The organism is Rheinheimera oceanensis, assembly GCF_018831085.1.
GTDB classification, from domain to species: Bacteria; Pseudomonadota; Gammaproteobacteria; order Enterobacterales; family Alteromonadaceae; genus Alishewanella; species Alishewanella oceanensis.
Window position 1 is genome coordinate 92,236 of record NZ_JAGPNM010000006.1, and the last position, 23,764, is coordinate 115,999.

General features: G+C 48.6%; 25 protein-coding genes. 12 read left to right on the top strand and 13 right to left on the bottom strand.

Features of this window, described 5'->3' with window-relative positions; translation table 11 throughout:
• The first annotated feature begins 20 nt into the window (after positions 1-20).
• Genes hpf through J3B89_RS14025 form a run of 4 tightly spaced genes read left to right on the top strand, consistent with a single transcriptional unit; the run spans position 21 to position 1,921 of the window.
• Entirely contained in the window at positions 21-308 is a 288-nt protein-coding gene (hpf, locus tag J3B89_RS14010; protein WP_092796140.1) for a ribosome hibernation promoting factor, read from the top strand.
• 7 nt (positions 309-315) lie between these two features.
• Entirely contained in the window at positions 316-789 is a 474-nt protein-coding gene (gene ptsN / locus J3B89_RS14015) for a PTS IIA-like nitrogen regulatory protein PtsN (protein ID WP_215398232.1), read from the top strand.
• Positions 786-1,646, top strand: coding sequence for an RNase adapter RapZ (gene rapZ / locus J3B89_RS14020; protein WP_068233953.1), 861 nt, complete (start codon positions 786-788; stop codon positions 1,644-1,646). The genes ptsN and rapZ overlap by 4 nt, the downstream gene beginning before the upstream one ends.
• 2 nt (positions 1,647-1,648) lie before the next feature.
• Positions 1,649-1,921, top strand: a complete 273-nt coding sequence (locus J3B89_RS14025) for an HPr family phosphocarrier protein (protein ID WP_215398233.1) — start codon at positions 1,649-1,651, stop codon at positions 1,919-1,921.
• A gap of 21 nt (positions 1,922-1,942) precedes the next feature.
• On the opposite strand, the gene J3B89_RS14030 is transcribed toward J3B89_RS14025, so the two are convergent.
• Genes J3B89_RS14030 through J3B89_RS14055 form a run of 6 tightly spaced genes read right to left on the bottom strand, consistent with a single transcriptional unit; the run spans position 1,943 to position 7,791 of the window.
• Complete coding sequence (locus J3B89_RS14030) at positions 1,943-2,311, bottom strand: Na+/H+ antiporter subunit G (protein WP_215398234.1); 369 nt, start codon at positions 2,309-2,311, stop codon at positions 1,943-1,945.
• 9 nt (positions 2,312-2,320) lie between these two features.
• Entirely contained in the window at positions 2,321-2,590 is a 270-nt protein-coding gene (locus J3B89_RS14035; RefSeq protein ID WP_068233961.1) for a K+/H+ antiporter subunit F, read from the bottom strand.
• Positions 2,584-3,123 carry a Na+/H+ antiporter subunit E gene (locus J3B89_RS14040; RefSeq protein WP_215398235.1) on the bottom strand — a complete coding sequence of 180 codons (540 nt, stop codon included), beginning with the start codon at positions 3,121-3,123 and terminating at the stop codon, positions 2,584-2,586. Before J3B89_RS14040 ends, J3B89_RS14035 begins: the two co-directional genes overlap by 7 nt.
• On the bottom strand, positions 3,120-4,643 hold the full coding sequence (locus tag J3B89_RS14045; protein WP_215398236.1) for a monovalent cation/H+ antiporter subunit D: 1,524 nt from the start codon (positions 4,641-4,643) through the stop codon (positions 3,120-3,122). Before J3B89_RS14045 ends, J3B89_RS14040 begins: the two co-directional genes overlap by 4 nt.
• Positions 4,643-4,996, bottom strand: coding sequence for a Na+/H+ antiporter subunit C (locus J3B89_RS14050; protein WP_215398237.1), 354 nt, complete (start codon positions 4,994-4,996; stop codon positions 4,643-4,645). The genes J3B89_RS14045 and J3B89_RS14050 overlap by 1 nt, the downstream gene beginning before the upstream one ends.
• Positions 4,996-7,791: a monovalent cation/H+ antiporter subunit A gene (locus J3B89_RS14055; RefSeq protein ID WP_215398238.1), complete on the bottom strand. Its 2,796-nt coding sequence runs from the start codon at positions 7,789-7,791 to the stop codon at positions 4,996-4,998. Before J3B89_RS14055 ends, J3B89_RS14050 begins: the two co-directional genes overlap by 1 nt.
• Before the next feature lie 364 nt (positions 7,792-8,155).
• Between J3B89_RS14055 and J3B89_RS14060 the strand changes: the two genes are divergently transcribed.
• Entirely contained in the window at positions 8,156-9,535 is a 1,380-nt protein-coding gene (locus J3B89_RS14060) for a class II fumarate hydratase (protein WP_215398239.1), read from the top strand.
• A 4-nt stretch (positions 9,536-9,539) separates the two neighbouring features.
• Here the strand turns inward: J3B89_RS14060 and J3B89_RS14065 are convergent, their stop codons facing one another.
• Complete coding sequence (locus J3B89_RS14065; protein WP_215398240.1) at positions 9,540-9,734, bottom strand: hypothetical protein; 195 nt, start codon at positions 9,732-9,734, stop codon at positions 9,540-9,542.
• A 69-nt stretch (positions 9,735-9,803) separates the two neighbouring features.
• On the opposite strand from J3B89_RS14065, the gene J3B89_RS14070 reads away from it, so the two are divergent.
• A complete protein-coding gene (locus J3B89_RS14070) occupies positions 9,804-11,780 on the top strand; it encodes a pectate lyase family protein (RefSeq protein ID WP_215398241.1) in 1,977 nt (658 codons plus the stop codon).
• 62 nt (positions 11,781-11,842) lie between these two features.
• Here the strand turns inward: J3B89_RS14070 and J3B89_RS14075 are convergent, their stop codons facing one another.
• Positions 11,843-12,961, bottom strand: coding sequence for a hypothetical protein (locus J3B89_RS14075; RefSeq protein WP_215398242.1), 1,119 nt, complete (start codon positions 12,959-12,961; stop codon positions 11,843-11,845).
• Between the two features lie 423 nt (positions 12,962-13,384).
• Between J3B89_RS14075 and J3B89_RS14080 the strand changes: the two genes are divergently transcribed.
• From J3B89_RS14080 to J3B89_RS14095, 4 genes are all read left to right on the top strand, one after another.
• Positions 13,385-14,464 carry a YjgN family protein gene (locus J3B89_RS14080; RefSeq protein ID WP_215398243.1) on the top strand — a complete coding sequence of 360 codons (1,080 nt, stop codon included), beginning with the start codon at positions 13,385-13,387 and terminating at the stop codon, positions 14,462-14,464.
• A complete protein-coding gene (locus J3B89_RS14085; protein WP_215398244.1) occupies positions 14,464-15,510 on the top strand; it encodes a M48 family metallopeptidase in 1,047 nt (348 codons plus the stop codon). The genes J3B89_RS14080 and J3B89_RS14085 overlap by 1 nt, the downstream gene beginning before the upstream one ends.
• Before the next feature lie 74 nt (positions 15,511-15,584).
• The gene (locus tag J3B89_RS14090; protein WP_215398245.1) at positions 15,585-17,249 is read left to right on the top strand and encodes an amidohydrolase; all 1,665 of its coding nucleotides are present in this window, start codon (positions 15,585-15,587) and stop codon (positions 17,247-17,249) included.
• The gene (locus tag J3B89_RS14095; RefSeq protein WP_215398246.1) at positions 17,246-17,989 is read left to right on the top strand and encodes a TrmH family RNA methyltransferase; all 744 of its coding nucleotides are present in this window, start codon (positions 17,246-17,248) and stop codon (positions 17,987-17,989) included. Before J3B89_RS14090 ends, J3B89_RS14095 begins: the two co-directional genes overlap by 4 nt.
• A gap of 38 nt (positions 17,990-18,027) precedes the next feature.
• Here J3B89_RS14095 and J3B89_RS21600 read toward each other — a convergent pair whose 3' ends face one another.
• The 4 genes from J3B89_RS21600 to J3B89_RS14110 all read right to left on the bottom strand — a co-directional run bounded on the left by J3B89_RS21600 (position 18,028) and on the right by J3B89_RS14110 (position 20,944).
• Entirely contained in the window at positions 18,028-18,507 is a 480-nt protein-coding gene (locus tag J3B89_RS21600; RefSeq protein WP_491009105.1) for a hypothetical protein, read from the bottom strand.
• A 92-nt stretch (positions 18,508-18,599) separates the two neighbouring features.
• Positions 18,600-19,079: a hypothetical protein gene (locus J3B89_RS14100; protein WP_215398247.1), complete on the bottom strand. Its 480-nt coding sequence runs from the start codon at positions 19,077-19,079 to the stop codon at positions 18,600-18,602.
• Between the two features lie 540 nt (positions 19,080-19,619).
• Positions 19,620-19,898: a hypothetical protein gene (locus tag J3B89_RS14105; protein WP_215398248.1), complete on the bottom strand. Its 279-nt coding sequence runs from the start codon at positions 19,896-19,898 to the stop codon at positions 19,620-19,622.
• Between the two features lie 668 nt (positions 19,899-20,566).
• Positions 20,567-20,944 carry a hypothetical protein gene (locus tag J3B89_RS14110; protein WP_215398249.1) on the bottom strand — a complete coding sequence of 126 codons (378 nt, stop codon included), beginning with the start codon at positions 20,942-20,944 and terminating at the stop codon, positions 20,567-20,569.
• A gap of 469 nt (positions 20,945-21,413) precedes the next feature.
• Between J3B89_RS14110 and cysM the strand changes: the two genes are divergently transcribed.
• Together cysM and J3B89_RS14120 are read left to right on the top strand one after the other, a co-directional pair.
• Positions 21,414-22,298, top strand: coding sequence for a cysteine synthase CysM (cysM, locus tag J3B89_RS14115; protein ID WP_215398250.1), 885 nt, complete (start codon positions 21,414-21,416; stop codon positions 22,296-22,298).
• A gap of 100 nt (positions 22,299-22,398) precedes the next feature.
• Entirely contained in the window at positions 22,399-23,286 is an 888-nt protein-coding gene (locus J3B89_RS14120) for a DMT family transporter (RefSeq protein WP_251372438.1), read from the top strand.
• Here the strand turns inward: J3B89_RS14120 and J3B89_RS14125 are convergent.
• Positions 23,283-23,762 (bottom strand): hypothetical protein, encoded by a 480-nt coding sequence (locus J3B89_RS14125; protein WP_215398251.1) that lies wholly within the window; start codon positions 23,760-23,762, stop codon positions 23,283-23,285. The genes J3B89_RS14120 and J3B89_RS14125 overlap by 4 nt on opposite strands.
• Between the last annotated feature and the right edge of the window lie 2 nt (positions 23,763-23,764).

The window sequence follows — 23,764 nt, forward strand, 5'->3', positions numbered from 1 at the left end:
CTAAAAGAAGGAATATGTCTATGCAAATCAATCTAACTGGTCGTCATGTTGAAATTACAACTGCATTAAAAGAATACGTTGACACCAAATTTGCTAAACTGGAACGCCATTTTGATCATATAAACAATGTACATGTGATCCTAAACGTGGAAAAATTAAAGCAGATCGCAGAAGCTAAGCTGCATTTGAATGGTGGCGAGGTCTTTGCGGTTTCCGAAGACGAGAATATGTACGCAGCCATCGACCAGTTAATAGACAAGCTGGATCGTCAGGTCATTAAACACAAAGAGAAAATAGCCCGGCACTAAATAAATTATGATGAATTTAACCTCTATGCTGGCCGAGAACTGCACTAAAAGTGCAGTTCTTTTTAATAGCAAAAAACGTATCCTCGAATACATCGCAGAACTGGCCCATCAACAATTACCAGAAATGACCGAATACGGCATTCTTGAAGCCTTGATGACGCGCGAGAAACTCGGTTCTACCGGTATCGGCGGCGGTATTGCTATTCCGCATGGCAAGTTAAAATGCGTTACTTCGCCTTTGCTGGTATTTGTGGTCAGTAAAGAAGCCATTCCATTTGATGCTATTGATAACCAGCCGGTTGATATTTTTTGCGCTATTCTGATCCCCGAAGCACAATGCCAGGCACATCTGAGCACTCTGGCCGGTATTGCCAAATTACTCAGCCAGAAAGAGCTGACCAAAAAAATCCGTCATGCACAAACCAACCAACAGTTATATCAGTTGCTCGTGCAGTACAGTGAGGCAGAAACGTTAAAATGAAGCTACTGGTAGTCAGCGGTCGTTCCGGTTCGGGTAAATCTGTAGCCCTGCGTGTAATGGAAGATCTTGGCTACTATTGTGTTGATAATATTCCGGTAAATTTACTGCCTACGCTGGCCACTACCGTAATAGGCCAGTACGAACGTGTCGCTGTTAGTATTGATGTTCGTAACTTACCCAAGGATCCGGACGAACTAACCGAAATTCTGTCTTATCTGCCAAGAAAACTGGAACTGACCATTCTGTATCTGGATGCCGATCACGCCAGCCTGATTAAACGCTTCAGTGAAACACGCCGTTTGCACCCGTTGTCACATCAGGCCATGTCGCTTGATGAAGCTATTTCTGAAGAGCAGCAACTGCTGGACCCTATCTCCAGCCGTGCCGACTTGTATATTGATACCACTGAGCTGAACGTACACCAATTAGCAGAGCAACTGCGCGAGCGCATTTTAGGCCAGAAAACCGGCCGTCTGGTGATCCTGTTTGAATCATTCGGGTTTAAGTACGGCATACCCAAAGATGCCGATTTTGTCTTTGATGCACGCTTTTTACCCAACCCGCACTGGGAGCCGGATCTGAAACCATTAACCGGGCTGGACCAACCGGTAAAAGACTATCTGGCGGCCCAGTCTGTGGTAGTAAAGTACATCTGGCAAATTAACAGCTTTATCAGTACCTGGCTACCGCACCTTGAACGTAATAACCGCAGCTATTTAACTATTGCTATCGGCTGTACCGGCGGACAACATCGTTCAGTGTATATTGCAGAAAGCCTGACAGAAAGCTACCGCAGCCTGCGCGATGATGTTCAGGTAAGGCACCGTGAGTTGTTCAGACATGCAGCTAAGGGCTAATTATGAGCAAATGCAGTGAATCGGTTACTATAGTTAATCAGCTGGGTTTACATGCCAGAGCTGCCAGCAAGCTGGCGCAGCTGTGCCAGCAGTTCAGTGCCCGTATTGAGCTGGTGCAGGAAGACAAAACTGCCGATGCCAGCAGCGTACTGGCATTACTGATGCTGGCCAGCAGTAAAGGTAAAACGCTGCGGGTGTCTACCGAAGGTACCGATGCCCAGCAGGCGCTGGACGCGGTGGTTAAGTTGATCAAAAACGGTTTCGACGAAAACTAAGCTATTAAGAAAGCTAAGCCGCTAAGGCAGCGGTTTTCTGTCATGTTGTTTCTGCTGTGCCGGATGTATGTTGTTTTTTCCTGTCGTTTTATCAATAGCCTTTAACTTGTAATGCAATGCTGTTTTTATCAGCATATGTGCACTAATGGGCGCGGTGATCAGTAAAAATATGGTGATCAGCAGTTCATGTACGCTGGTTTCACCATGGGTATAAAAAAAGAATATTGAGCCCAGCAGTATGCCCCCCATACCAAGCGTAGTTGCTTTGGTTGGCCCATGTAAACGCATGAAAAAATCCGGCATCCGGGTCAGACCAATAGAGCCTATCAGCACAAAGCTGCCACCCAGTAACAGAAAAAACGCTACCACCCACTCTATCCAGTATTCCATTATGCACTCCTATTCTATAATGTCGCCACGCAGCAAAAACTTACACACTGCTACAGTACTGACAAACCCCAGCATAGCGATCAGCAGTGCAGCCTCAAAATACAGCGGTGACTCCATCAGCAAACCATACAGAATAATCAGTGCGATGCTGTTAATGTACATAGTGTCCAATGCCAGAATACGATCCGGAATACTGGGACCACGTAACAGGCGGTACAGGTTTAACAACAAGGCGATACTGATCATGGCAAACACCAGCATAATGACATTATCTAACATTGGAAAATCTCCTTTAACGGCGCTTCGTAGCGTTGTTTAATGTCATTAATCAGCTCTGTCTCGGTACCAGACAGGTTTAATACATGAATTAATAACCAGCGCGGCGGCATCGGCTCGCCGGGTTGTAAACTGTCTTTGCTCGGATAAATTTCCGCACTGACTGTACCTGGCGTCATCGATACTGTACTGGCCAGAATAGTAATGGGCAGCTCATGCTGTAAATCCAGCGGTACTTTAACAAAAGCCGGTTTTAACCGCGCTTTTGGCCCCAGAATAAGCACTGCCACCTGAGCATTTGCTGTGACAATATCGGCCAGCACGCGCAATATATAGCGCAGCCCCAGCAAAGGGCGCTCTATTAGTGGCTGCGGATCCCGGAACCTGAGTGTTAAGAGTGGAATAACCAACGCCAGTATCACCGCAAAAAACAAGTGCACCGGCTCCAGGCTCTGGCTTAGCAGCAGCCAGACAACAAACAGTAAAGCACTGCGATAAGGTGTTGGTAGCCAACGATATTTGGGTTCAAATCTCATGGTTTGATCTCCTCTACCGGGTACTGGCCAAGAATGCTATTTATGCTGGTGCTGGTATCATACAATTGCGCGGCAGCTTGCTGTGACAGCGTTGTTAGCGGCCCGGCAAACACTGCCAGTAAAGGGCTGGCCAGCAACAACCAGATAACCGCAAAAACCTGTAACGGCGGTGCTTTTCCACCACCGGGTTCAGTACCACTAACCCGCCAGAACAACGTGCTGCCTGCACGCGACAACGCGACTATAACCATCAGGCTACTTAGCAGAATAAGGCTCCACAGTAATATCCGGCTAACCGGCTCAACAGCAGATTGTAAAATCATCAGCTTGCCAACAAAGCCTGAAAACGGCGGTAATCCCGCTACCGTTAATGCACCGACCATAAAGATAAAGCCAAGCAAAATAGGCTGACTCACCCGCCGCCCCGACACCAGACGATCACCGGCTTTACCACGCTGATTGGCGATTAAATCCGCTATCAGAAACAGCGCTGCTGTCACCAGTGTGGAATGCACGGTGTAATACAATGCAGCAGCAGCTGACAACTCGGTTTGCAATGCCACCAGGCTAACCAGAGTACCAACAGACACCAGCACCAGATTAGCCACCAATTTGCGAAAATCCTGGCTTGCCAATGCCCCTACTGCGCCTAACGCGATGGTAGCCAGGCCTGCGGGTAACAACCAGTCGCTGGCCATGCCTGCAAGCGGCCCGGCATTCTCGCCAAAGATGGTGCTGTATACCCGTAACAGCGCATAAACGCCTATTTTAGTCATCACAGCGAACAGTGCAGCAACCGGTGCTGATGCTGAGGAATAGGTTGCTGGTAACCAAAACTGTAGCGGCAGCACAGCAGCTTTTAAGGCAAATACTATCATCAGCATTAAGCCGCCCGCTTTAACCAGCATCAGATCTTCCTCTGGCAATGCCGCAACTTTTACCGCCATATCAGCAATATTCAGCGTACCCAGCGTGCCGTAAAGTACTGCCAGTGAAAACAGAAAAATAGCCGAGCCGGTTAAATTCAGTACCACGTAATGTACTGCCGCTTTGGTTTTATTTTTGCCACCGGCATGGATTAGCAACGCATAAGACGCTATCAGTAATACTTCAAAAAACACGAACAGGTTAAATAAGTCGCCTGTCAAAAAAGCGCCATTAATGCCCATCAGTTGGAATTGAAATAACGGATGAAAGAATGAGCCTTTCTCATCTTCACCGGCGCTGCCGTAACAAATGGCCCCTAATGCCAGAAAAGATGTCAGACAAACCATAACAACAGACAAGGTATCGGCTACCAGAATAATACCAAAAGGCGCCTGCCAGTTACCTACTGCATAATGCATTAAGCCTTGCTGCTGCACCTGCAACAATAATAGCACCGCCAGCACCAGCTGAATGGCGCTGGAAATCATGCTTAACCAGCGACGGCGCATTGGCGAGTAATGTACTGGCGGCAGCATGATCAATAATGCCGTTAAAAATGGTAGTAAAACGGGCGCGGTAATCAGATGCCACATCAGCGACTCTCCTTCTTCGACAGCTCAGACTCCGGCAACTTGCCATCTACATGATCATTACCCAGATCTGCCCGCGCCCGTATGGCTAAAATCACCAGAAATGCGGTCATCGCAAAACCGATAACAATTGCAGTAAGCACCAGCGCCTGCGGCAAAGGATCAGCGTATTGCTCAGTGGTACCCAGCACGGCAGCACCACGTAGCGTTAACCGGCCGGAAGAGAAAAGAAACAAGTTAACCGCATAAGACAGCATCGTCAGCCCCAGTACCACCGGGAAAGTGCGACCGCGTAACATCAGAAATACGCCACAAGCGGTAAGAAAACCGATACAGCAAGCAAACAAGGTTTCCATTAAATTGTATCCTTATGTACAGGCCGGTGGCTGGTGGTCATTTTACCCAGACTTGCCAGGATCAGCAGTGTCGAGCCCACAACCGTAATATAAACACCCAGGTCAAACGCAATGGCACTAGCCAGTTCAATTTCACCCAGCAGCGGAATATCAAAATAGTCAAACCAGGAGGTCAGGAAGGGTTTACCAAACGCCCAACTGGCCACACCGGTAAACAACGCAATCAACAGGCCTATGGCTACCACGCGCTGATATTCTACGTTCATCCGTTCTTTTACCCAGTCAACCCCCTGCGCAATGTACTGCAAAATAATTGCTACAGCGGTAATTAAACCGGCAATAAAGCCACCACCGGGTAAATTGTGGCCGCGGAAGAAAATATACACCGACACCATGATGGCCAGAGGTAACAAACTTTGCGATACCGTAGATAACAACAATGAATGGCGCTCTGTCGCCCAGGGCCGGCCTTCACCGTCACTGCTGGGTTTAAATACCGGAATGCGGGTAAGCAGCTTGAATATACCTAAAGAGGCAATACCCAATACCGCAATTTCGCCCATGGTATCGAACCCCCGGAAATCAACCAGAATAACGTTAACCACGTTAGTGCCACCACCACCGGTTTTGGCATTGGCCAGGAAAAACTCAGAAATACTGCTAAGCGGCCTGGTCATCAGGGCATAACTTAAACTGCCAACCAGCACGCCTACCATACTGGCGATGCTGATATCGCGTACCACTCTTGGCGCTTCTGATTGTTTGGGGGTTTTATGCGGCAAAAAGAACAACGCCAACATCAACAAAATAACGGTTACCACTTCTACCGACAGCTGGGTTAGCGCCAGATCCGGCGCAGAAAAACGGGTAAAGGCGATAGACACCATCAAACCTACAACTGAGATCATTAACAGCGCCACAACCCGCTTGCGGTGCCACACCACAGTGGCAAAAGCAGCAATAAGCAACATAGCGGCGCCCGTGGCATTTACCGCATCAATCGGTAACTCGTCACGCCCGCCCCACAGGGTATCGAGCTCCAGCAAAGGCATACCTGCCAGTACAATAAAGGCCAGCAACACCAGCACCATGTAGCGTTGTAACGAGCCATTATCGAGCCACTGATAAAACTGATCACAGCGGGCAATCAGCGACTTAACACCGCCTTCAAAACTATTCAGTGCGTCTACATCAGGCAAGCTATTCTGAAAGTCAAACAGGTGTTTGCGGTTAACATAAATCAGCGTACCGCCAGCCAGCGCCAGTATGCTCATCATCAGCGGCAGGTTAACACCATGCCAGATAGCCAGGCTGTATTCCGGCACCACACCACCGAGCACCGACGCCGACGCGGCATGCAACAGATCACCAATTAAATAGGCCGGGAAAATACCCACCAGAATACACAGCGCCACTAACACTTCTACCGGTACGCGCATATAACGCGGAGGCTCGTGCGGAGTTTTGGTTAAGCCCTTTGGCTGGCCGTTAAAAAACACGTCATGAATAAAGCGCATTGAATAAGCGACAGAGAAAATGGCAGCTACCGTTGCTAACACCGGAATAACCCATGACAATGACCCCAGCAGGTGCTGATGCAGTGTTTCGGCAAAAAACATTTCTTTTGACAGAAACCCGTTTAACAACGGCACCCCGGCCATTGCTGCTGCTGCAACCATAGCCAGTGTTGCGGTTATTGGCATAAATTGCCATAAACCGTTTAGCTTGCGCATATCCCGCGAGCCGGATTCATGGTCAATAATACCGGCTGCCATAAACAACGACGCCTTAAACGTAGCGTGGTTAATAATATGAAACACCCCGGCCACAGCGGCTAAATCGGTGCCCATACCAAACAGCAAGGTAATTAAGCCCAGATGGCTGATAGTGGAATAGGCCAGTAAGCCTTTTAAGTCATGCTTAAACAGCGCCAGATAGGCACCTATCAGCAAGGTAGCCAGACCGGTTAAACTGACCAGAATAAACCATAACTCGGTGCCAGACAGCGCCGGATAAAACCGCGCCAGCAGGAAAATGCCCGCCTTTACCATAGTAGCTGAGTGTAAGTAAGCACTTACCGGCGTGGGTGCTGCCATCGCATTGGGTAACCAGAAATGAAACGGGAACTGTGCCGATTTGGTAAAGCAGCCCAGCAAAAACAGCACTAACAATACAGGATACCAGCTGTGTTGTAGGATCACATCGGTGCTGGCCAGCACCACATCTAAATCATAACTGCCTACCACTTGCCCTATTAATAAAAATGCCGCTAACAAGGCTAAACCACCGGCCCCTGTTACCGTTAACGCCATACGGGCACCACGGCGTGCTTCAGCCTTATGCCACCAGAAGCTGATTAACAGGAAAGAGCTAATACTGGTAAGCTCCCAAAACATCCACAGCTGCAGTAAATTGCCCGACAAGACTATGCCCAGCATAGCTGTCATAAACAGCATTAAATAGGCATAAAAACGCGGCATAGAATCGCGCTCAGATAAGTAATAGCGCGCATACAGAATAATCAGCAAGCCAATGCCTAAGATCAGCAGGCTGAATAAATACGCCAGGCCATCAAGCCGTATGGAGATGTCCAGACCAAGCAGTGGGATCCACGACAGGAAAAAACGTACTGTTTCACCGCTCAGTACTTGTTCGGTATGTAACAGCACCAACATCAGCGCAATAGCGGGCGGCAGAGCGGTAGCCAGTGCGCAGGCACTGCGGTTCCATTTGGCAGCCAGCAACGGAACCAGAGTTCCCAGCAGCGGCAGAAGTAAAATCCACATGAGTGTCATAACTGTCGCGCGTCCTTATTAGAATAAACTTAACCGATACATCCAGCCTCTGCCATTAATCTTATAGATTAAGTTGTTGATATTCTAGGCAGTTAACTAAGCATAGAAGACAGATTGCCTTTGCAACATGGGCGGGATAAAAAAATCAGTTTGTCGGGTGTAACGGCAGTATTTATACCGTTATCTGCCAGAAAAGTCTATTTAAACCGGCCTGCTTAGCGGCAGCTGGCGCTTGGCTTTACCGCACAAAAACTGATATTTATCGCAATATACAACCGCGACTATTTGCTTTGCTAACTGGCGCCAACACGGTAAACAGGATACAACTAAACAGGCTAACCGCAGCCAACTTAGAGGAGGTTTTATGACTACCCGCACCGAACGTGACAGTATGGGCGAATTACAGGTACCCATATCGGCGTTATATCAGGCACAAACTCAGCGCGCCGTGCAAAACTTCAGTTTAAGTGGTTTAACGCTGCCACAGCAGTTTATTCAGGCGCTGTTGCAAATCAAAAAAGCCGCCGCCGGTGCCAACCAACAGCTGGGCTTACTGGATGCCGGCATCGGCCAGGCCATTATAAAGGCTGCAGATACTCAGTTGGCGGCAACCGATATGCAGCAATACCCGCTGGATATCTTTCAAACCGGTTCCGGCACCAGCAGTAATATGAATGTAAATGAAGTGCTGGCGACACTGGCCAGCCAAAGCCTGGATGCTGCTGTAAGCCCGAATGATCACGTTAATCTGGGCCAAAGCAGTAATGACACTATACCCTGTGCTATCCACGTGAGTGCTGCGCTGGCAATCCAACAGCAATTATTACCGGCGATACAACTATTGCAGCAGCGCCTGGCAGAAAAATCAGCCGAAGTAGGCCACTTCATTAAAACCGGCCGCACCCACCTGATGGATGCCATGCCGGTCAGCTTTGCTCAGGTGCTGGGTGGCTGGCAGGCTCAGCTGCAATTTGCTGAACAACAGCTGCAGCACCAATTAAGCCAGCTGCAGGCGCTGGCACAAGGTGGCACAGCAGTAGGTAGCGGTATTAATGCCGATCCGCGCTTTGCGGCGGCATTTTGCCGGCAGCTTAGTAGCAACACTGGCATGCCCTTTCGCCCTGCTGACAATTTTTTCAGTGCTATTGGCTCACAGGATACTGCCGTGGCAACGTCCGGTGCATTAAAAACCCTGGCCGTGTGCCTGATGAAAATATGCAACGATTTACGCTGGATGAACTCCGGCCCGCTTGCCGGGCTGGCAGAAATCGAATTACCGGCACTGCAACCCGGATCATCCATTATGCCGGGCAAAGTTAACCCGGTAATTCCGGAAGCTGTTGCGATGATTAGCGCCCAGGTAATAGGCAACGACACCACTATCACCGTTGCCGGCCAGTCTGGTAATTTTGAGCTGAATGTTATGCTGCCGGTTATTGCCTACAACCTGTTACAAAGCATTGAACTACAGGCCAATGGCTGCAAAGCCCTGGCAGAACAGGCTATTAAAGGTTTTACCGTACGCGAAGACAATATCAGTAAAGCCCTGGCGCGCAACCCTATTCTGGTTACCGCACTTAACCCGTTAATTGGCTATGCCAAAGCGGCAGAAATTGCCAAACAAGCCTATAAACAGCAACGGCCGGTACTGGACGTGGCATTGGAACACACCAGCTACAGCCGTAGCGAACTGGAAAAACTGCTCGATCCGGCCCGCCTCAGTACCGGCGGTAATGTCGGTTAATCAGCTATATTTGGTTCAAATACGAACGTTTTGCGCTAAAGCCTGGTGATTTTATCACCACGGCTTGCGCTTTATCGCTCCCTTCAGCCATAACTATGCCCGCAGCAATATTATTACTACCTTGGCACGCACCAAAATTGCTACCGGTAGACAAAAAACCAATAAATAGCTGCATATAAAAATAATTATTTAAAATCAACAGGGTGTCTTACATTTTCGGTTAAGCAGTACGACGGTTAAGTGCACCCAACGCAAAGGGTAGCTAACAATGTTTAATAAAACTCTTCTTGCCATTCTGGTTGGCAGTAGTTTGTTGCTGGGCTGCAACAGCAGCAACACCGACGATACAACACCAGAGCCCGATACCGGCACAGAAACGCCGGCACCGGATACCGGCGTGGTTAATCTGACAGATCTGGACACGGTATACGGCTATGCCGCAGAAAATGGCGGCACCACCGGCGGCAGCGGCGAAAACAAAGTAGAAGTTACTGTCTGTACCGGCGAAGAAATGATCAGTGCTATCAAAAATAAAGATCCAAACCGCCCGCTTACCATCTGGGTAAATGGCACTATTACGCTGCAAAATGCCAACGACAGCCGCATCGATATTAAAGATGTATCTGATATTTCTATTATAGGCCTGGGTACGCAGGGTGAAATGGCAGGTATCGGTTTTAATATTGTACGGGCCGAAAATATTATTATCCGCAACCTGCGTATTCACCATGTGCGTGCTAATTTGGGCGCACCGGGCGATGGTATCAGCATGGAAGGCCCGGTACGCAATATCTGGATCGACCACAACGAAATCTACAACAGCCTGACGGTGGACGACCCGGCACTAACCGAAGATCAGGTAAAAGACTACTATGACGGTCTGGTAGACGCCAAAGGCGATGCCCAGTTTATTACCATCTCATTTAATAAATTCCATAACAGCTGGAAAACCTCACTGGTAGGCTCATCAGACAGCGACAACTTTGACCGCACGCTAACCTATCACCACAACCACTGGTATAACGTTAATTCGCGCTTACCGCTGTTCCGCTTTGGTAAAGGCCATATCTACAACAACTTTTATGACGGCGCGCTGGAAAGCGGTATTAATTCGCGCATGGGCGCAGTGATCCGTATTGAACATAACCATTTTGCTGATATGAAAAACCCGGTAATGTCGTTATACAGCCAGGAAATTGGCTACTGGCAACTGATTGATAATATCTTTGAAAATATTACCTGGCAGGAAAGTCCAAACGACGGCGTTGTCGCCGGTGAAGATGCTGAATCTACCGGCGAGCTGGACGTGCCATACGACTACAGCGGCAGCCTGATCCCAGTGCACAATGTTAAGGCCACCGTACTGTCTTACGCCGGTGTTGGTGTTATCGACACACCACCAAGCCCGGGGTTGTGTGCACCACCGCCACCAGCAGAGCCGGTAGATCCGGGGCCGGAACCGGTGCCAATTGACCCGGTAGAACCACCGCTGAGTGTCGATTGGGGTACCTATGATGGCAGCCTGCAGCCCTTTGCTGCCAATTCCATCACGTTACCGGATGGCAGCCAAGGCAGCTTCGAACCGCAACAAAGCGGTGGCGCAGCCGAGCCAAACCTGTTTACCGCCAACGGTGATGGCACCATAACATTCGACAGCCTGGCCAATGCAGCCGATCGCAGCCGTGCCAAGCTGAACAATGTGGCACCGGCAGATGGTGTTTATCCGAAGTTTTTCACCTTACTCATGGGTATTAAAGGTAATGCCGGTGGTAACCGTATTCTGGAAACCGAAGTTGCCCTGGGCGACACTGCCGCAACCGGCGCTAGCAGCCGGTTAAAAGTAGTGTTTCGTAATGACGGCAACAACTCGGGCGTACAACTGGAAAATGCCGATAACGGTTCATCCGTTACCGCCGGTAAAGGCAACGAGCCCGATCCGCTGGATATGAGCCAGTTCCGGGTTTATCACTTCACCATTGCCTTAACGTCGCCCACTACCGGTAATGTTGCTTTATATGTGGCAGGTAACAGCACGCCGTTAGTACAGCTTGAAGGCGTAACCATGCGCCCTGCCAGCAATAATACCGATAATTACCTGCAACTTGGTGATGCCGGTGGCAGCGGTTATCTTGGCGATATCGACTGGGTGCTGTGGACCGACGCCGGAGCTTATACACCTGATATGCTAAAAGGCTTACTGCCCGCCGGCATAGGTGATATCAGCGGTTACGAAGCACAGCCTTAAAATCTGCCCGGAAAACACAGCCTGAAGGTTGCTCAGGCTGTGTTTTTTTAATCAGCTACAGGCTAACGGCGCAACGCTGAGCGCCAGCGCAGAGCAGCTAAACCGGTACAAAACATAAACAAAATACCTGGCTCAGGAATGCCAGGAGGGGGCTCTCTATTAATGCGGGCAGTACCAATAAACAATTGCTCATAGCCATTATTTATATTTTTGCCATAACCTGAAAGCGCGCCGCTACAGATCTCATCAGTACTGACGCCGAATAAAGGATCACATCCCATGCGAAAATCAATATGCAAGGTGTAACTTTGTAACAACTGATCGTCCAGCGCAAACAAGCTTTCCAGCAACGCATTCAGTTCTGGCGCAATTACCGCATAAGCTGCTGTATCAGCGCCCAGATTATGATTAACCGGGCCTTCTTCTGCCAGAGGTGAGCTACAGCTTACCGGTGTTGGCATGCCGGGGATCAGGCTGTAATTAATGCAGATTGGTCCCCCAGCTAATACATAATCTGTAGCCGAGTTATCGCCTACCATAGGCCCGCTGCCAGTGGAACTATAATCAGCAACGTTGCCCAGAAAAGTGCCTCCACCACCTTCAGATACCAAACTATAGGCACCAGCATTATTGGTAAAATCAAAAATACCGACCCGGTTACCGCTGTCATCTGTAACTTCCATCTGAGCCCATACCGCCAGGCTTTGCTGATTCGCACCGTTCAGATTATTATTGTTAAAAAAGAACGCCATAGCATCACCAGCCAGATAGTTTTTCAATGCCAACAAAGAACTATCCCAGGTGTTGGCTTTATCGCCAAAAAAATCTGTTACCTGGTTAGGATCGGCCGTAGTACCGGTACTAAAAAAGTTAGATCCACTGACACCACTGGGTGTACTGTAGGCATTGTCCATACCGGCAAAATTAGTGTTTACCGGGTTACCGCTGGCACCTGTAGCAACGACTACCAGATCCTGGATCTGGCCAGGGCCGGATTGAATGTAAAACGGGCAGCTGTTATTAAAATTAGCACAGCCTGTCTGCAATGCCGCTATCGGCATAGAATACGAGTTAAAATCACCATAGGTCACATAGCCTATACCGGTTAAATCAATCATCGCAGCAGAAACAGGCAAACTTCCTGTTAACAATATCAGGGATAACATTGTCTTGCGTTTCATAATTAATGTCCTTATACGTTGTATTACTACACCTATCGCAGTTCTATTGCTTAGCTCCCACACCAACAATGCAGGCCAATAATAAAATTGCATAATCCGCGCCACTATATTTATTCTTTCTAAAGTAGTAAGTTATGAAAAGCACTTTTCCCAGCACAGGAAACAATGTAAACAAAGCAGACAATTCCATTCAAAAACAACTATTTAAAGTATCGTCAAATCACACCAAACAGATTAACAATATATAAATATTGCTAATATATTAAATGTAAAACGCAACACTAAAAACCAGAAATGGTTTAGACAACGGAGAAATCAGGCTGTACTTTTTGATGATTTTGCTAAATATTTATTGCCAAACACAGGGCACCTTCCAGTATAATTGCTACTTTTTAACACCCAAATAACAAAGGAAGCGGTTTTATGGAAAACACCTTAGACACCACCGTGTCTCAACCTGGTCAAGCGCGTATCAGCAAGGTCGCATTTAGCGGTCAGGCCGGTGAGTTTTTTGGTATCTGGATAGTTAATCTGTTACTGAGTATTGTTACCTTAGGTATATACAGTGCCTGGGCTAAGGTACGCACTAACCAGTATTTTTATGGCCATACCCGCATTGACAACCAGTCATTCCGTTATCTGGCTACACCGGTACAAATTTTAAAAGGCCGTATTATCGCGGTTATTATCTTTGCACTGTTTTTCATCGCATCATCTTTATCGCCGGTTCTGGCCGTTGTGCTGGCGCTGTTATTTCTGCCAGCTTCACCCTGGTTAATTGTACAAAGCCTTAAATTTAATATGCGCATGACCAGCTATCGTAACGTGCGGTTTGCCTTTCACGGTGATTATGCCGGCGCATTCAAATACTTTGTATTACTGCCGGTGCTGGCCGTGTTCACGTTGTATCTGGCCATGCCTTGGGTACTGAAGAAAATCGACGGCTATATTTGCAGTAACACCAGCTTTGGTGGCCAGAAAATGCAAATAAATACCGACACCAGTTCATACTATATCGCTGTTTTAGTTGCGATGGCTGCCGTTATGGGCGTTATTACGGTGATGATAATTGTCGGTGCAGTGTTAGTTGGTGTTATGGCTGCTACCGGCGCCGCAAGCGCTGGCGTTGCTACAGTACTTGTTACCGCCGCGGTATTTGTTATGTACTTTTTTGCTTTTGCTTTAAGCGGCGCGATTTATCACAGTATGATCCGCAACCATATATTTGAGCGCACCGAACTGCCCGGTATTGCCAAATTTAAGTCTGAAATGCGGGTAATGCCCTATTTATGGTTAACAGTAACAAACCTGCTGGCAATTATTTTCAGCCTGGGCCTGGCGTATCCGTGGGCAAAAATCCGTAAAGCGGCTTATCTGGCGTCTGTAACGACAATAGCGGTATATCCGCAGGCCGACTCGCTGGTTGATCAGGTACAGCAAAGCAGCAATGCTTTTGGTGAAGAAGCCGCAGGCTTGTTTGACATAGATGTGTCTTTAGCCTGATGTCAGCTTTACCTGCCGTTAATGGCCAGTTTCAGCATGCATGCAGCAGCACCTTATACCGTGCTGTTGCCACGTTCGCAGATAACGGCCAGCTTACTATCCGGGCCAGTGACAGTGATACTGTATTTACCGAAGCCACAGCGGCCGACTACCGTTTTGGCAGCGTAATACCGGGGCTGCCTGTTGAGCTGCAACTGCGTGATGGCGCCATCTTTGTACCAGATGACCCGCGCTTTCGCTGGCCGCAGTTGTCTGGCGCAGCTAAAACAGCAGCCAGGCTGGAAAGCCACAAGCTGTCTATTCTGGCGGCAGTTGTTCTGTCGCCCTTGTTACTGTGGTGGATTATCGTTGATTTAATGCCCATGCTGGCAAGTGCTGCGGTGCCACTGGTACCCGACAGCGTTAAACAGCAGATGGGCCAGCAAACATTTTATACCTTGCAACAAACTGCGCTGCAGCCAACAGAACTAACACCAGCACAACAAGCTACGGTGCATTATCACTGGCAAATGGCACTGCAAAAGCTACCGCTGGAATATAACAGCTACAAACTGCATTTATATAAATCAGATTTTTTTGGCGCCAATGCCTTTGCCCTGCCAGACGGCACGGTAGTCATAACAGATGAACTGATTACCTTGTTAAAAGACAAACCCGACGCCATTCTGGCCGTGCTGTTACACGAAATAGGCCATGTTGAAGGCCAGCACAGTGTGCGGTTAATTGCCCAGTCGCTGGGGGCGGCACTGGTATTCGGTATTTTGTTTGGCGATCCTGAAGGCATTGCCGACTTATTACTTGGCTCGGGCTCAGTCATGTTGCAAAGTGCTTTTTCACGCGATATGGAACGTGAAGCTGATCAGTTTGCCGTTGAGCAATTAAAAGCGCTGGGTAAATCGCCCTCAGCTTTCGCCGATGCGATGTCGGCATTACTGAACGAGCGCAGTACTGACGATCAAGGTAGCAGCACATTATTAAAATACCTCAGCACCCACCCCGACACCCGCGAGCGTATTGAACAGGCCCGGCAACACGACACACCCTGAATACCGGCGCCAGATTCCGCTGGCGCTGTTTTATTGCTATAGTTGCCAGCAAAACCAAACAGGGACAATGCCTTATGTTTCGCTTTGCCAGTTTAGCCTGCGCTTTATTTGCTACCGGCCTTTTTACCAGCAACCTCAGCGCCACACCTGTGGTACTGTCAGATATTAAAGGTTATGGCTTCGACTCTGCACGCCAGTTGCAGCAATTCAGTGTGCTGGTGTTTGACGATGCCAGCGGTAAAGTACTGGCACGTGGTGATGCAACGCTGTTAAAACAATATCCACAGGCAAAAAAGCTGGCAGGCAACGGTAAAACGGTATTGCCGGGTTTAATTGACGGCCACGGCCACGTATTAGGCTTAGGGCAATATTTAGCCGTGGCAGAACTGCGTGGCAGCGAAACAGAGCAAGACGCCGTAACCCGGGTAGCACAATTTGCTGCTGCTAATCAGGACGCACCCTGGATTATCGGCCGTGGCTGGAACCAGGTACTGTGGCCTACTAAGCAGTTTCCTACTACCGCTTTACTGGATGAAGCCGTTAATAATAAGCCAGTGTACTTAACCCGGGTTGACGCCCACGCCGGTTGGGCCAACAGCAAAGCGCTGGCGCTGGCAGGTATTAACAAAGACACCATAGACCCGCCCGGCGGCGAGATTATCCGCGACAGCAAAGGCAACCCCACCGGCGTATTAATAGACAATGCCATGGCGCTGGTAGAACAACATATACCCGAACCGGATGAAAACGACACATTGCGGGCGTTAAACGTGGCATTCTCCCATTTGCTGGCGCTGGGCATAACCAGCGTACACGACGCCGGTGTGGATACCGGCACCGTTAAGCTGTACCAAAAACTGGCGGCAGAGCAAAAACTGCCACTGCGTATCTACCCGATGCTCTCGGCACGTGACCCACAGCTACCGCAGTGGCTGCAAGCCGGTATTATTGATGACAAAACCGACTTTCTGGATATCCGCTCGGTTAAAATTTATGGCGACGGCGCCCTGGGCAGCAGGGGGGCCGCACTTATCGAGCCCTACAGTGATCAGCCATCGCAAAAAGGCTTACTGGTTACCCAGCCAGACCAGTTAACGCAAATTATGCAAATGACAATAGATGCCGGTTTTCAAACCAACGTGCATGCAATAGGCGATTTAGCTAACCGCCTGGTGCTGGACCGCTTCGAGCAATTAGTACCCGAGGATAAACGCCAGGCAAGCCGCCACCGGGTTGAGCATGCGCAAATTGTGTCGCCAAAAGATATTCCGCGCTTTGCCAAACTGCATGTGTTACCCGCAATGCAAGCCGTGCATGCTACCTCAGATAAAAATATGGCCGGTGATCGCTTAGGCGTAGCACGCCTGCGCGGAGCCTATGCCTGGCGCAGTTTTATCGACCAGGGCAGTATTATTGTTGGCGGCTCCGATTTTCCGGTCGAGCTGGCCGAACCATTTCATGGTATTCATGCCTCGGTTACCCGGCAAAGCCAGGACAACCAACCGGTGGGCGGCTGGTTGCCAGAGCAAAAGCTCAGCTTGACTGAAGCCTTGCGCTCATTCACCGTTGACGCCGCCTACGGCGCCTTTCAGGAACACAGCATGGGCACGCTGGCACCCGGCAGCTGGGCCGACTTTATTCTGCTAGATCGCGACATCTATACTATTCCGGCCGAGCAGTTATGGCAGGTAGAGGTAGAGCAAACCTTCGTTAATGGTAAGCAGGTATTCGCTAAATGATCAGCCAGAAATGGAGCAAATTAATCCGCTCCTTGCAGCAAAAAAAATACCGCAAAGCCGAGCAGCTGTTTTTTGTTGAAGGTGAAAAAGCCGTGCTGGAATTGCTGGCCTCCACCTGGCAGGTAGAGGCTGTTTTTGCTACCGAACACTTTTTACAGCGCTACCCAAAGCAACTAACCGCCGCCGCGCTGGTACAGCAATGCAGCGCCGACGAGCTGGTAAAAGCAGGCACCTTTAGCAGCAATGATGCCGCACTGGCGGTGGTAAAAATGCCCGCGCACAGCAATTTTGTGCCACATAGTCACGGTTTTGTATTGGTGCTAGATCAGGTCAACGACCCTGGTAACCTCGGCACCATTATCCGCATTGCCGACTGGTACGGTATTAAGCATATTGTCTGCTCGCAGGATACCGCCGATTGCTACAACCCCAAGGTAATTGCCGCCGCTAAGGGCTCGTTTTTGCGCGTGCAGCTGCATTATCAGCCGCTGCAACCGTTGCTGGCACAAGCCACGCTGCCGGTGTATGGCGCGTATTTAGGTGGCGAGTCGGTACATCAGCTACAACTTAGCCAACCCGGTGGCTTTATCGTGCTGGGTAATGAAGCTAATGGTATCAGTGCAGAGTTAGAGGGCGTAATAAGCCGTAAAATTACCATCCCCGCCTTTGGTGAGGCGGAGTCGCTTAATGTGGGTATAGCGGCAGCGGTAATTTGCGATAATTTGCTGCGGCTTAGTTAGTAGTGCTTGGCGTTAACGCTTTTAGCACGGGCGCGACGTCAGGAGCGTCCCTTGCATGCACTTGTTAAGGCATTTACGAATAAACGCCACCAGTATTTTTGTTTTGGCCCAATGCATACTTCGTATGAATACAGATGATCTCTGATCAAGCAGGAACCATCAAGTATCGGCATAAATGGAACAGCAAGTCGTTTTACCGCATCCCACTGGTGAGCATACTCTGTTTTACAGCTTGGGCACTTGGGATTAGCACCAGGAGCAAACTTTCCACCACAAGGGCAATGTGGAAGCGTTGCCTCGATTTTCTGCAATAGCTCATCACTGGGTTCATTCTCGTATAGCAACGCGTGGTCTTTTTCTCTGTGGATGACGTTAGAGCAAGTATCACAAAAGAAATGTGGGCAGCTATCGCTCATGCCACTGGATTGCCACGCAGGAGTCTCCTTTTCGCACTTGGGATTAGGGCATCTCATTTTTCCTACCCAAGGGGAATCAGATCCATAATGGACAACTTTCATAGTGCCTTAACGCCCGTCACACATGCGAGCAACTTGTTGCGAGTTCAGCGGCCAAAGGCGGTGCTGGTTTAGGCGTTTGTTAGATTTAGTACTCATGGCAGTAGAGATATATTTGTACCGTAGCGATCTTCTAACATCCACTTACGGTTGTGGCTCTGAGATCTATTGTTAATATTGCCCAAATGGTGTCTCTGCACCCACACTGAATTAGGAAATTCAACCTCACGAACTCTACCAGTACGGTCATTTACATACCGATCTCGGTCTATATATTGTTGAATATGTTTTTTGTCATTAAAAAATCTCGCTCTTGTATTTGGGTACTTAATATAAAAGTCTTTCGCTATATGTATCAAAGATCCTTGACTGACATAGTCTGGAACTACGACTATAAAAAACTCCCACTCTTCATTTGGAAATAGCATATGCTTTATCTTATAACTTCCCAATATCTCAATCTCGGTATTAGCTAAAAGAATATTTCCTTTTCTTGGCATTGCAGCAAATATTTCCCAAGAAACTACGAGAAGTAAGAGTATTAATATCGCTGTGCATTTTTTTACATAAATCATTTAACTTCCTAATTAATCGAAGCTTATACCAATTGCTCTTCCCATGAAACGCAGTGAAATGGGCGTCCGGTGGAGGGCCAAAGACCCGGAACGAACCACAACAATTTGTTAGGCCGTTTCTGACTCGTCAGTGATGACGAAGTCGGGGCCAAGCTCCCTGCGAAGCTGCACCAGAAACTGCTGGCTCGCAAGATTGAACCGTGCTCGCTCGCTCGAATCCCACAACGATGGGTTTGGAGGGTAACTCCAATCGATACTGGTGTCGTACCAAGCACACAGATAAAGCGCATAACGCCAAGTATTCTCCGCTAATGGAAGAGCGCACGATTCAACCGGGTAATCCCACCTCTGCTGAGCGGCGTCATTTCCTGACCACAGGCAAATGTTGCTGCCCGGAGAGAAGAAGAATCTAAGAGAATACAAATGCATATTGATGCGGCCTAACTTTTACTTAACGGGCAATAACATAGCGGCGAAAATGGCGGAGCCGCCGCTGTGTTATTGTCCCAGCCTGCCCCTGCGGGCGTGTTTAAGTTTTTGTTAGGTGTGTCTGCACAAACGTTCTTCATACTCTTTTATTAACTTTTCACGCTCTTTATTGTAACCACGTTGCTCTAACTCGCTAATCGCTTTCTCTAATTCATGCCTCAGTTTGACTTTCCCTATTTCATGTTTTTTGGCGAATTCCTGCCGAAACTCAATTAATGCATCATAAAGTTTAGCCCACTCTTTAGGCTTAGATTTAGGCGGGATTTGGATAGTTGGCCCTAAAAAATACATCAGTTTAGAGCATTGTTGGCATTTAACATTGCCTCTCATACCGATGCTTTCAGGTCTAGTATAAGTTACCCTTCTCCATGTTGGGCGCCTCTTTGTAATACGGCAACCAAAACAAACCCAATTTCCCATACAAGCCATAAGCACACCTAACGTTTTGCTAATTGGCTGCCGCAGCGTAGCGTAGACAGTCCAGTGGATACCACGCTGTTGGTGGCCGGAACGAAATTAAGCAATTGGTTAAATTGCTTGCCCGATAAATACAAAAATTGTGATTATTAGAGCTATTAATGGTATTGGAAGCACCAATAATATAAGAATGGTCTTAACCCATTCTAAACCTCTGCTAAATAAGTACCACATTGGATCGGTCGATTGCCGGGAGCCTAAACTTCTGAAAGAGAGTAAAAAACACACGATAAAAAAGCACTGTGCTGCGGCAAACCCAAACAGCAGCCCGAACACTCCGGTTAAGCTTAACTGCTGACTTGTACTGCTGTCTGCAATATAAAAGAAACACACTAAGAAGAAAAAAAACGAAACTGCATAAAACTTAGTTTTATCCGAATGCTTTAGTGCAAGTTCATGCAATATTTCAGGTGATACCACTTACTACCTCGTGCAATTTAACGCCCGGCTTTGGGCGGACTTGTAGCCGCGCAGCGGCGGAAAGGCCGTCCCAGCGCCGAAGGCGCGACAACAGCCGCTTGTTATGTTCTGGGAGCCCAACCATGGCGCTCTGCAAGAATTTGCCATTCTGGTTTTTTCGTTCCAATCGCCCTCTTACAATAAGTAAGAAGATTTTTTGCCTCATTTAACGTGAATTTTTCCATACATACAGGCATAGATTTGTTTTTAGCTCCAGCATGACCACGCTGCAATTCAAGTATTAGAGCATCTATTGAGGCAATAAGATTTGAATCCTCAGTCTTTGCTCTAACCTTACCAAGGGCAGTGATCAGAGAAGGGAAAGTTTTAAATTCCGCAGCTATCTTTACAACATCTTCATACGCGCTCATTCTGGCTCCATAGTTTATTTGGTAAGAAAACATAACAATATTATTAGAAGGCAAAATCCCTGCTTTCATTGCGGGACTCTCCCTTCTATCTTGTTTTTACATCCTGCTAAACTAACCAACATTTGTCGCTAAATCAACAACATCTTGCGCCTGACCTAATAAGCCTCTGTGTGAAAGCAGGGTTTAAGCTTGCGATTTACTTGTTAACAATAATAGTGCTGCTTTACAGTAGATTATACAGTGCTTAAGCGCGATATTGTGGCTAAACAATGACAGGGCTTTTAGTAAGCACAGCGGCTTTTGCCGCTGTGAGGTGTTAAAGTTTGCCGTGCCTTAAAGTGAATAGCGGTGATTTAGGAGAATTTAACCTTTTCCTTGCAACCCCTGCGCAATACTACCAAATGCCTTAGCCATAATGTTTCTCCAATGCTGTATCAACAAGAATACTAACTAGCTGCAATGTGCCTAAGCATTAACAGCCAGGCTGCTTTGCGCTAAACTGGCGGCAGTTTTCGCTTATTAATTTGTGGTGTCGGTTATGCCTTTTCCTACTATTGAACACTCTGTTGGTAACACCCGTCTGGTAAAGCTGCAACGTATGGCGGCACATACCAACAGCACGGTATTGCTTAAGCTGGAAGGTGATAACCCGGCAGGTTCGGTAAAAGACCGCCCGGCGCTGAATATGATAGTGCAGGCAGAACTGCGCGGCACTATTAAACCAGGCGATCGTATTATTGAAGCCACCAGCGGTAATACCGGTATTGCGCTGGCAATGGCGGCGGCGATTAAAGGCTACGCCATGACACTGATTATGCCGGATAACGCTACCGAAGAGCGTAAAAGCGGTATGCGTGCTTATGGCGCTGAGTTGATACTGGTAACCAAAGAGCAAGGCATGGAAGGTGCGCGGGATTTAGCCCTGCAAATGCAGGCTGAAGGTAAAGGCATAGTGCTGGACCAGTTTAATAACCCGGATAACCCGGCAGCACATTATGCCAGCACCGGGCCGGAAATTTGGCAGCAAAGCCAGCAGCAGGTTACGCATTTTGTTAGCAGTATGGGCACTACCGGCACCATTATGGGCGTGTCACGCTATTTAAAACAGCAAAACCCGGCGATACAGATTATTGGCCTGCAACCAGCTGAAGGTGCCAACATTCCCGGCATCCGCCGCTGGCCCGAGGCCTATTTGCCAGGCTTTTTTGATAAAAGCCGGGTTGATCAGGTTATAGATATCGGCCAGCAGGACGCATTAACGGCTATGCGCCGCTTAGCCCGTGAAGAGGGTATCTTTGCCGGTGTCAGTTCAGGCGGTGCGGTACATGCTGCAATTAAACTGGCCGAGCAACTCGACAATGCAGTAATCGTAGCCATTATTTGTGACCGCGGTGATCGTTATCTGTCCTCTGATATTTATTAATATGTCAATTGGATGCAAAGCGTCCTTAGTCAGCCAGCTCTGGTGTTAACTGTGTAGCCACGTATAATCTGCGTTTTTATTCTGCGAAGGCTGTGTAACTTTGTCTTACGAATATATGGCGCTGGCAGCCGCCGCTTGCTGGGCTTTGGGCAGTTTATTGTCGGCGCAGGCTTCATCTCATTTAGGCGCCTTTGCCTTTACCCGCTGGCGTATGCTGTGCGCTGCCAGCTTGCTATGGCTGATAGCGGCCATCAGCAGCGGCTGGGCTACACTGGCTTTTAGCAGCTTTGGCTTGTTACTGCTCTCCGGTGTGATCGGTATTTTTATCGGCGACACCGCCTTATTTGCCGCGATGAACCGCTTAGGTCCGCGCCGTGCCGGTGTGTTGTTTGCTACGCACTCGCTGTTTTCTGTAGTGCTGGCATATTTTTTTCTCGGTGAAACCTTATGGGGCTGGACACTTATCGGCAGCAGTTTGCTGATAAGCGGTGTAATGACGGCTATTTTCTTTGGCAAACGAAAAACCGAACTGCATGTATGGGAAGCCAACCAAAGCCAGTTAGCCTCTGGCGTAGCGCTGGGTTTGCTGGCAGCCTTATGCCAGGCAGTGGCTACCTTAATGTTAAAGCCGCTGATGGAAACAGATATAGATGCCGTAGCCGCCTCAGCAGTGCGTATGACAACCGCTTTTATGCTGCACCAGCTTATTTTTATGCTGGGTTTTAAGGTCGCCCGCGCTTATTTACCGATGAACAAAAAAGTGTTTTTGCTGGTGTTGGCCAATGCCGGTATTTCCATGGTGCTAGGTATGACACTGATACTGCAGGCTTTAAAATACGGCGATGCCGGTTTAGTAGCTATTTTATCCTCAGTTAGCCCGGTATTGGTGCTGCCGCTGTTATGGCTGATATATAAACGCAGCCCGGCAACCGGAGCCTGGCTGGGGGCAGCGCTTACCGTGCTGGGAACAGTGCTAATACTGTATTAAGGGCGCAGCCAGCGCTGCATGTGCGGATAACCACCGGCTTGCCCGGCAGGATGGCACAACCCATACCAGCTTAGCAGTGGGTGGCCAAACCCACCCTGCTCAGAAAATGCAGTGATATAAGCAGCAGAACTCCCTTTGTAACCGGCCGGATGAAACAGAAACTCCGGTGGCAACTGTAAAGCCATTAATGCCGCCCAGGACCAGGCAATAGCAGCCATTTCTTCAGCCGGCCCCTGGCCAGCAGACTTTCTCACATCTTCCTGCAGCAAGTGTCGGCTGGCAGCGGGCATTACCGCAATATGGCCAGCTTCATGTAGTAAATCTCCGGGGTATTTCAGTTGTTGCGGGTCAATACACAAGCCACCGTTTTTAATCTGTACCCCCGGTAAAAAACCGGTTTGTGTCAGCGGCTGCAGCTTCCAGCTAATGCCAATAGTGCTGAAAAAATCCAGCACCTTATGCAGTTCATCTGTCATCT

Coding starts and splice junctions, on each gene's coding strand:
- J3B89_RS14095 (WP_215398246.1), top strand. CDS start 17,246: ATGATCAGCCAGAAATGGAGCAAATTAATCCGCTCCTTGCAGCAAAAA.
- J3B89_RS14100 (WP_215398247.1), bottom strand. CDS start 19,079: ATGATTTATGTAAAAAAATGCACAGCGATATTAATACTCTTACTTCTC.
- J3B89_RS14070 (WP_215398241.1), top strand. CDS start 9,804: ATGTTTAATAAAACTCTTCTTGCCATTCTGGTTGGCAGTAGTTTGTTG.
- J3B89_RS14105 (WP_215398248.1), bottom strand. CDS start 19,898: ATGAGAGGCAATGTTAAATGCCAACAATGCTCTAAACTGATGTATTTT.
- J3B89_RS14060 (WP_215398239.1), top strand. CDS start 8,156: ATGACTACCCGCACCGAACGTGACAGTATGGGCGAATTACAGGTACCC.
- J3B89_RS14110 (WP_215398249.1), bottom strand. CDS start 20,944: ATGAAAGCAGGGATTTTGCCTTCTAATAATATTGTTATGTTTTCTTAC.
- J3B89_RS14040 (WP_215398235.1), bottom strand. CDS start 3,123: ATGAGATTTGAACCCAAATATCGTTGGCTACCAACACCTTATCGCAGT.
- cysM (WP_215398250.1), top strand. CDS start 21,414: ATGCCTTTTCCTACTATTGAACACTCTGTTGGTAACACCCGTCTGGTA.
- ptsN (WP_215398232.1), top strand. CDS start 316: ATGATGAATTTAACCTCTATGCTGGCCGAGAACTGCACTAAAAGTGCA.
- J3B89_RS14080 (WP_215398243.1), top strand. CDS start 13,385: ATGGAAAACACCTTAGACACCACCGTGTCTCAACCTGGTCAAGCGCGT.
- J3B89_RS14045 (WP_215398236.1), bottom strand. CDS start 4,643: ATGTGGCATCTGATTACCGCGCCCGTTTTACTACCATTTTTAACGGCA.
- rapZ (WP_068233953.1), top strand. CDS start 786: ATGAAGCTACTGGTAGTCAGCGGTCGTTCCGGTTCGGGTAAATCTGTA.
- hpf (WP_092796140.1), top strand. CDS start 21: ATGCAAATCAATCTAACTGGTCGTCATGTTGAAATTACAACTGCATTA.
- J3B89_RS14090 (WP_215398245.1), top strand. CDS start 15,585: ATGTTTCGCTTTGCCAGTTTAGCCTGCGCTTTATTTGCTACCGGCCTT.
- J3B89_RS14075 (WP_215398242.1), bottom strand. CDS start 12,961: ATGAAACGCAAGACAATGTTATCCCTGATATTGTTAACAGGAAGTTTG.
- J3B89_RS14025 (WP_215398233.1), top strand. CDS start 1,649: ATGAGCAAATGCAGTGAATCGGTTACTATAGTTAATCAGCTGGGTTTA.
- J3B89_RS14035 (WP_068233961.1), bottom strand. CDS start 2,590: ATGTTAGATAATGTCATTATGCTGGTGTTTGCCATGATCAGTATCGCC.
- J3B89_RS21600 (WP_491009105.1), bottom strand. CDS start 18,507: ATGAAAGTTGTCCATTATGGATCTGATTCCCCTTGGGTAGGAAAAATG.
- J3B89_RS14030 (WP_215398234.1), bottom strand. CDS start 2,311: ATGGAATACTGGATAGAGTGGGTGGTAGCGTTTTTTCTGTTACTGGGT.
- J3B89_RS14050 (WP_215398237.1), bottom strand. CDS start 4,996: ATGGAAACCTTGTTTGCTTGCTGTATCGGTTTTCTTACCGCTTGTGGC.
- J3B89_RS14055 (WP_215398238.1), bottom strand. CDS start 7,791: ATGACACTCATGTGGATTTTACTTCTGCCGCTGCTGGGAACTCTGGTT.
- J3B89_RS14085 (WP_215398244.1), top strand. CDS start 14,464: ATGTCAGCTTTACCTGCCGTTAATGGCCAGTTTCAGCATGCATGCAGC.
- J3B89_RS14125 (WP_215398251.1), bottom strand. CDS start 23,762: ATGACAGATGAACTGCATAAGGTGCTGGATTTTTTCAGCACTATTGGC.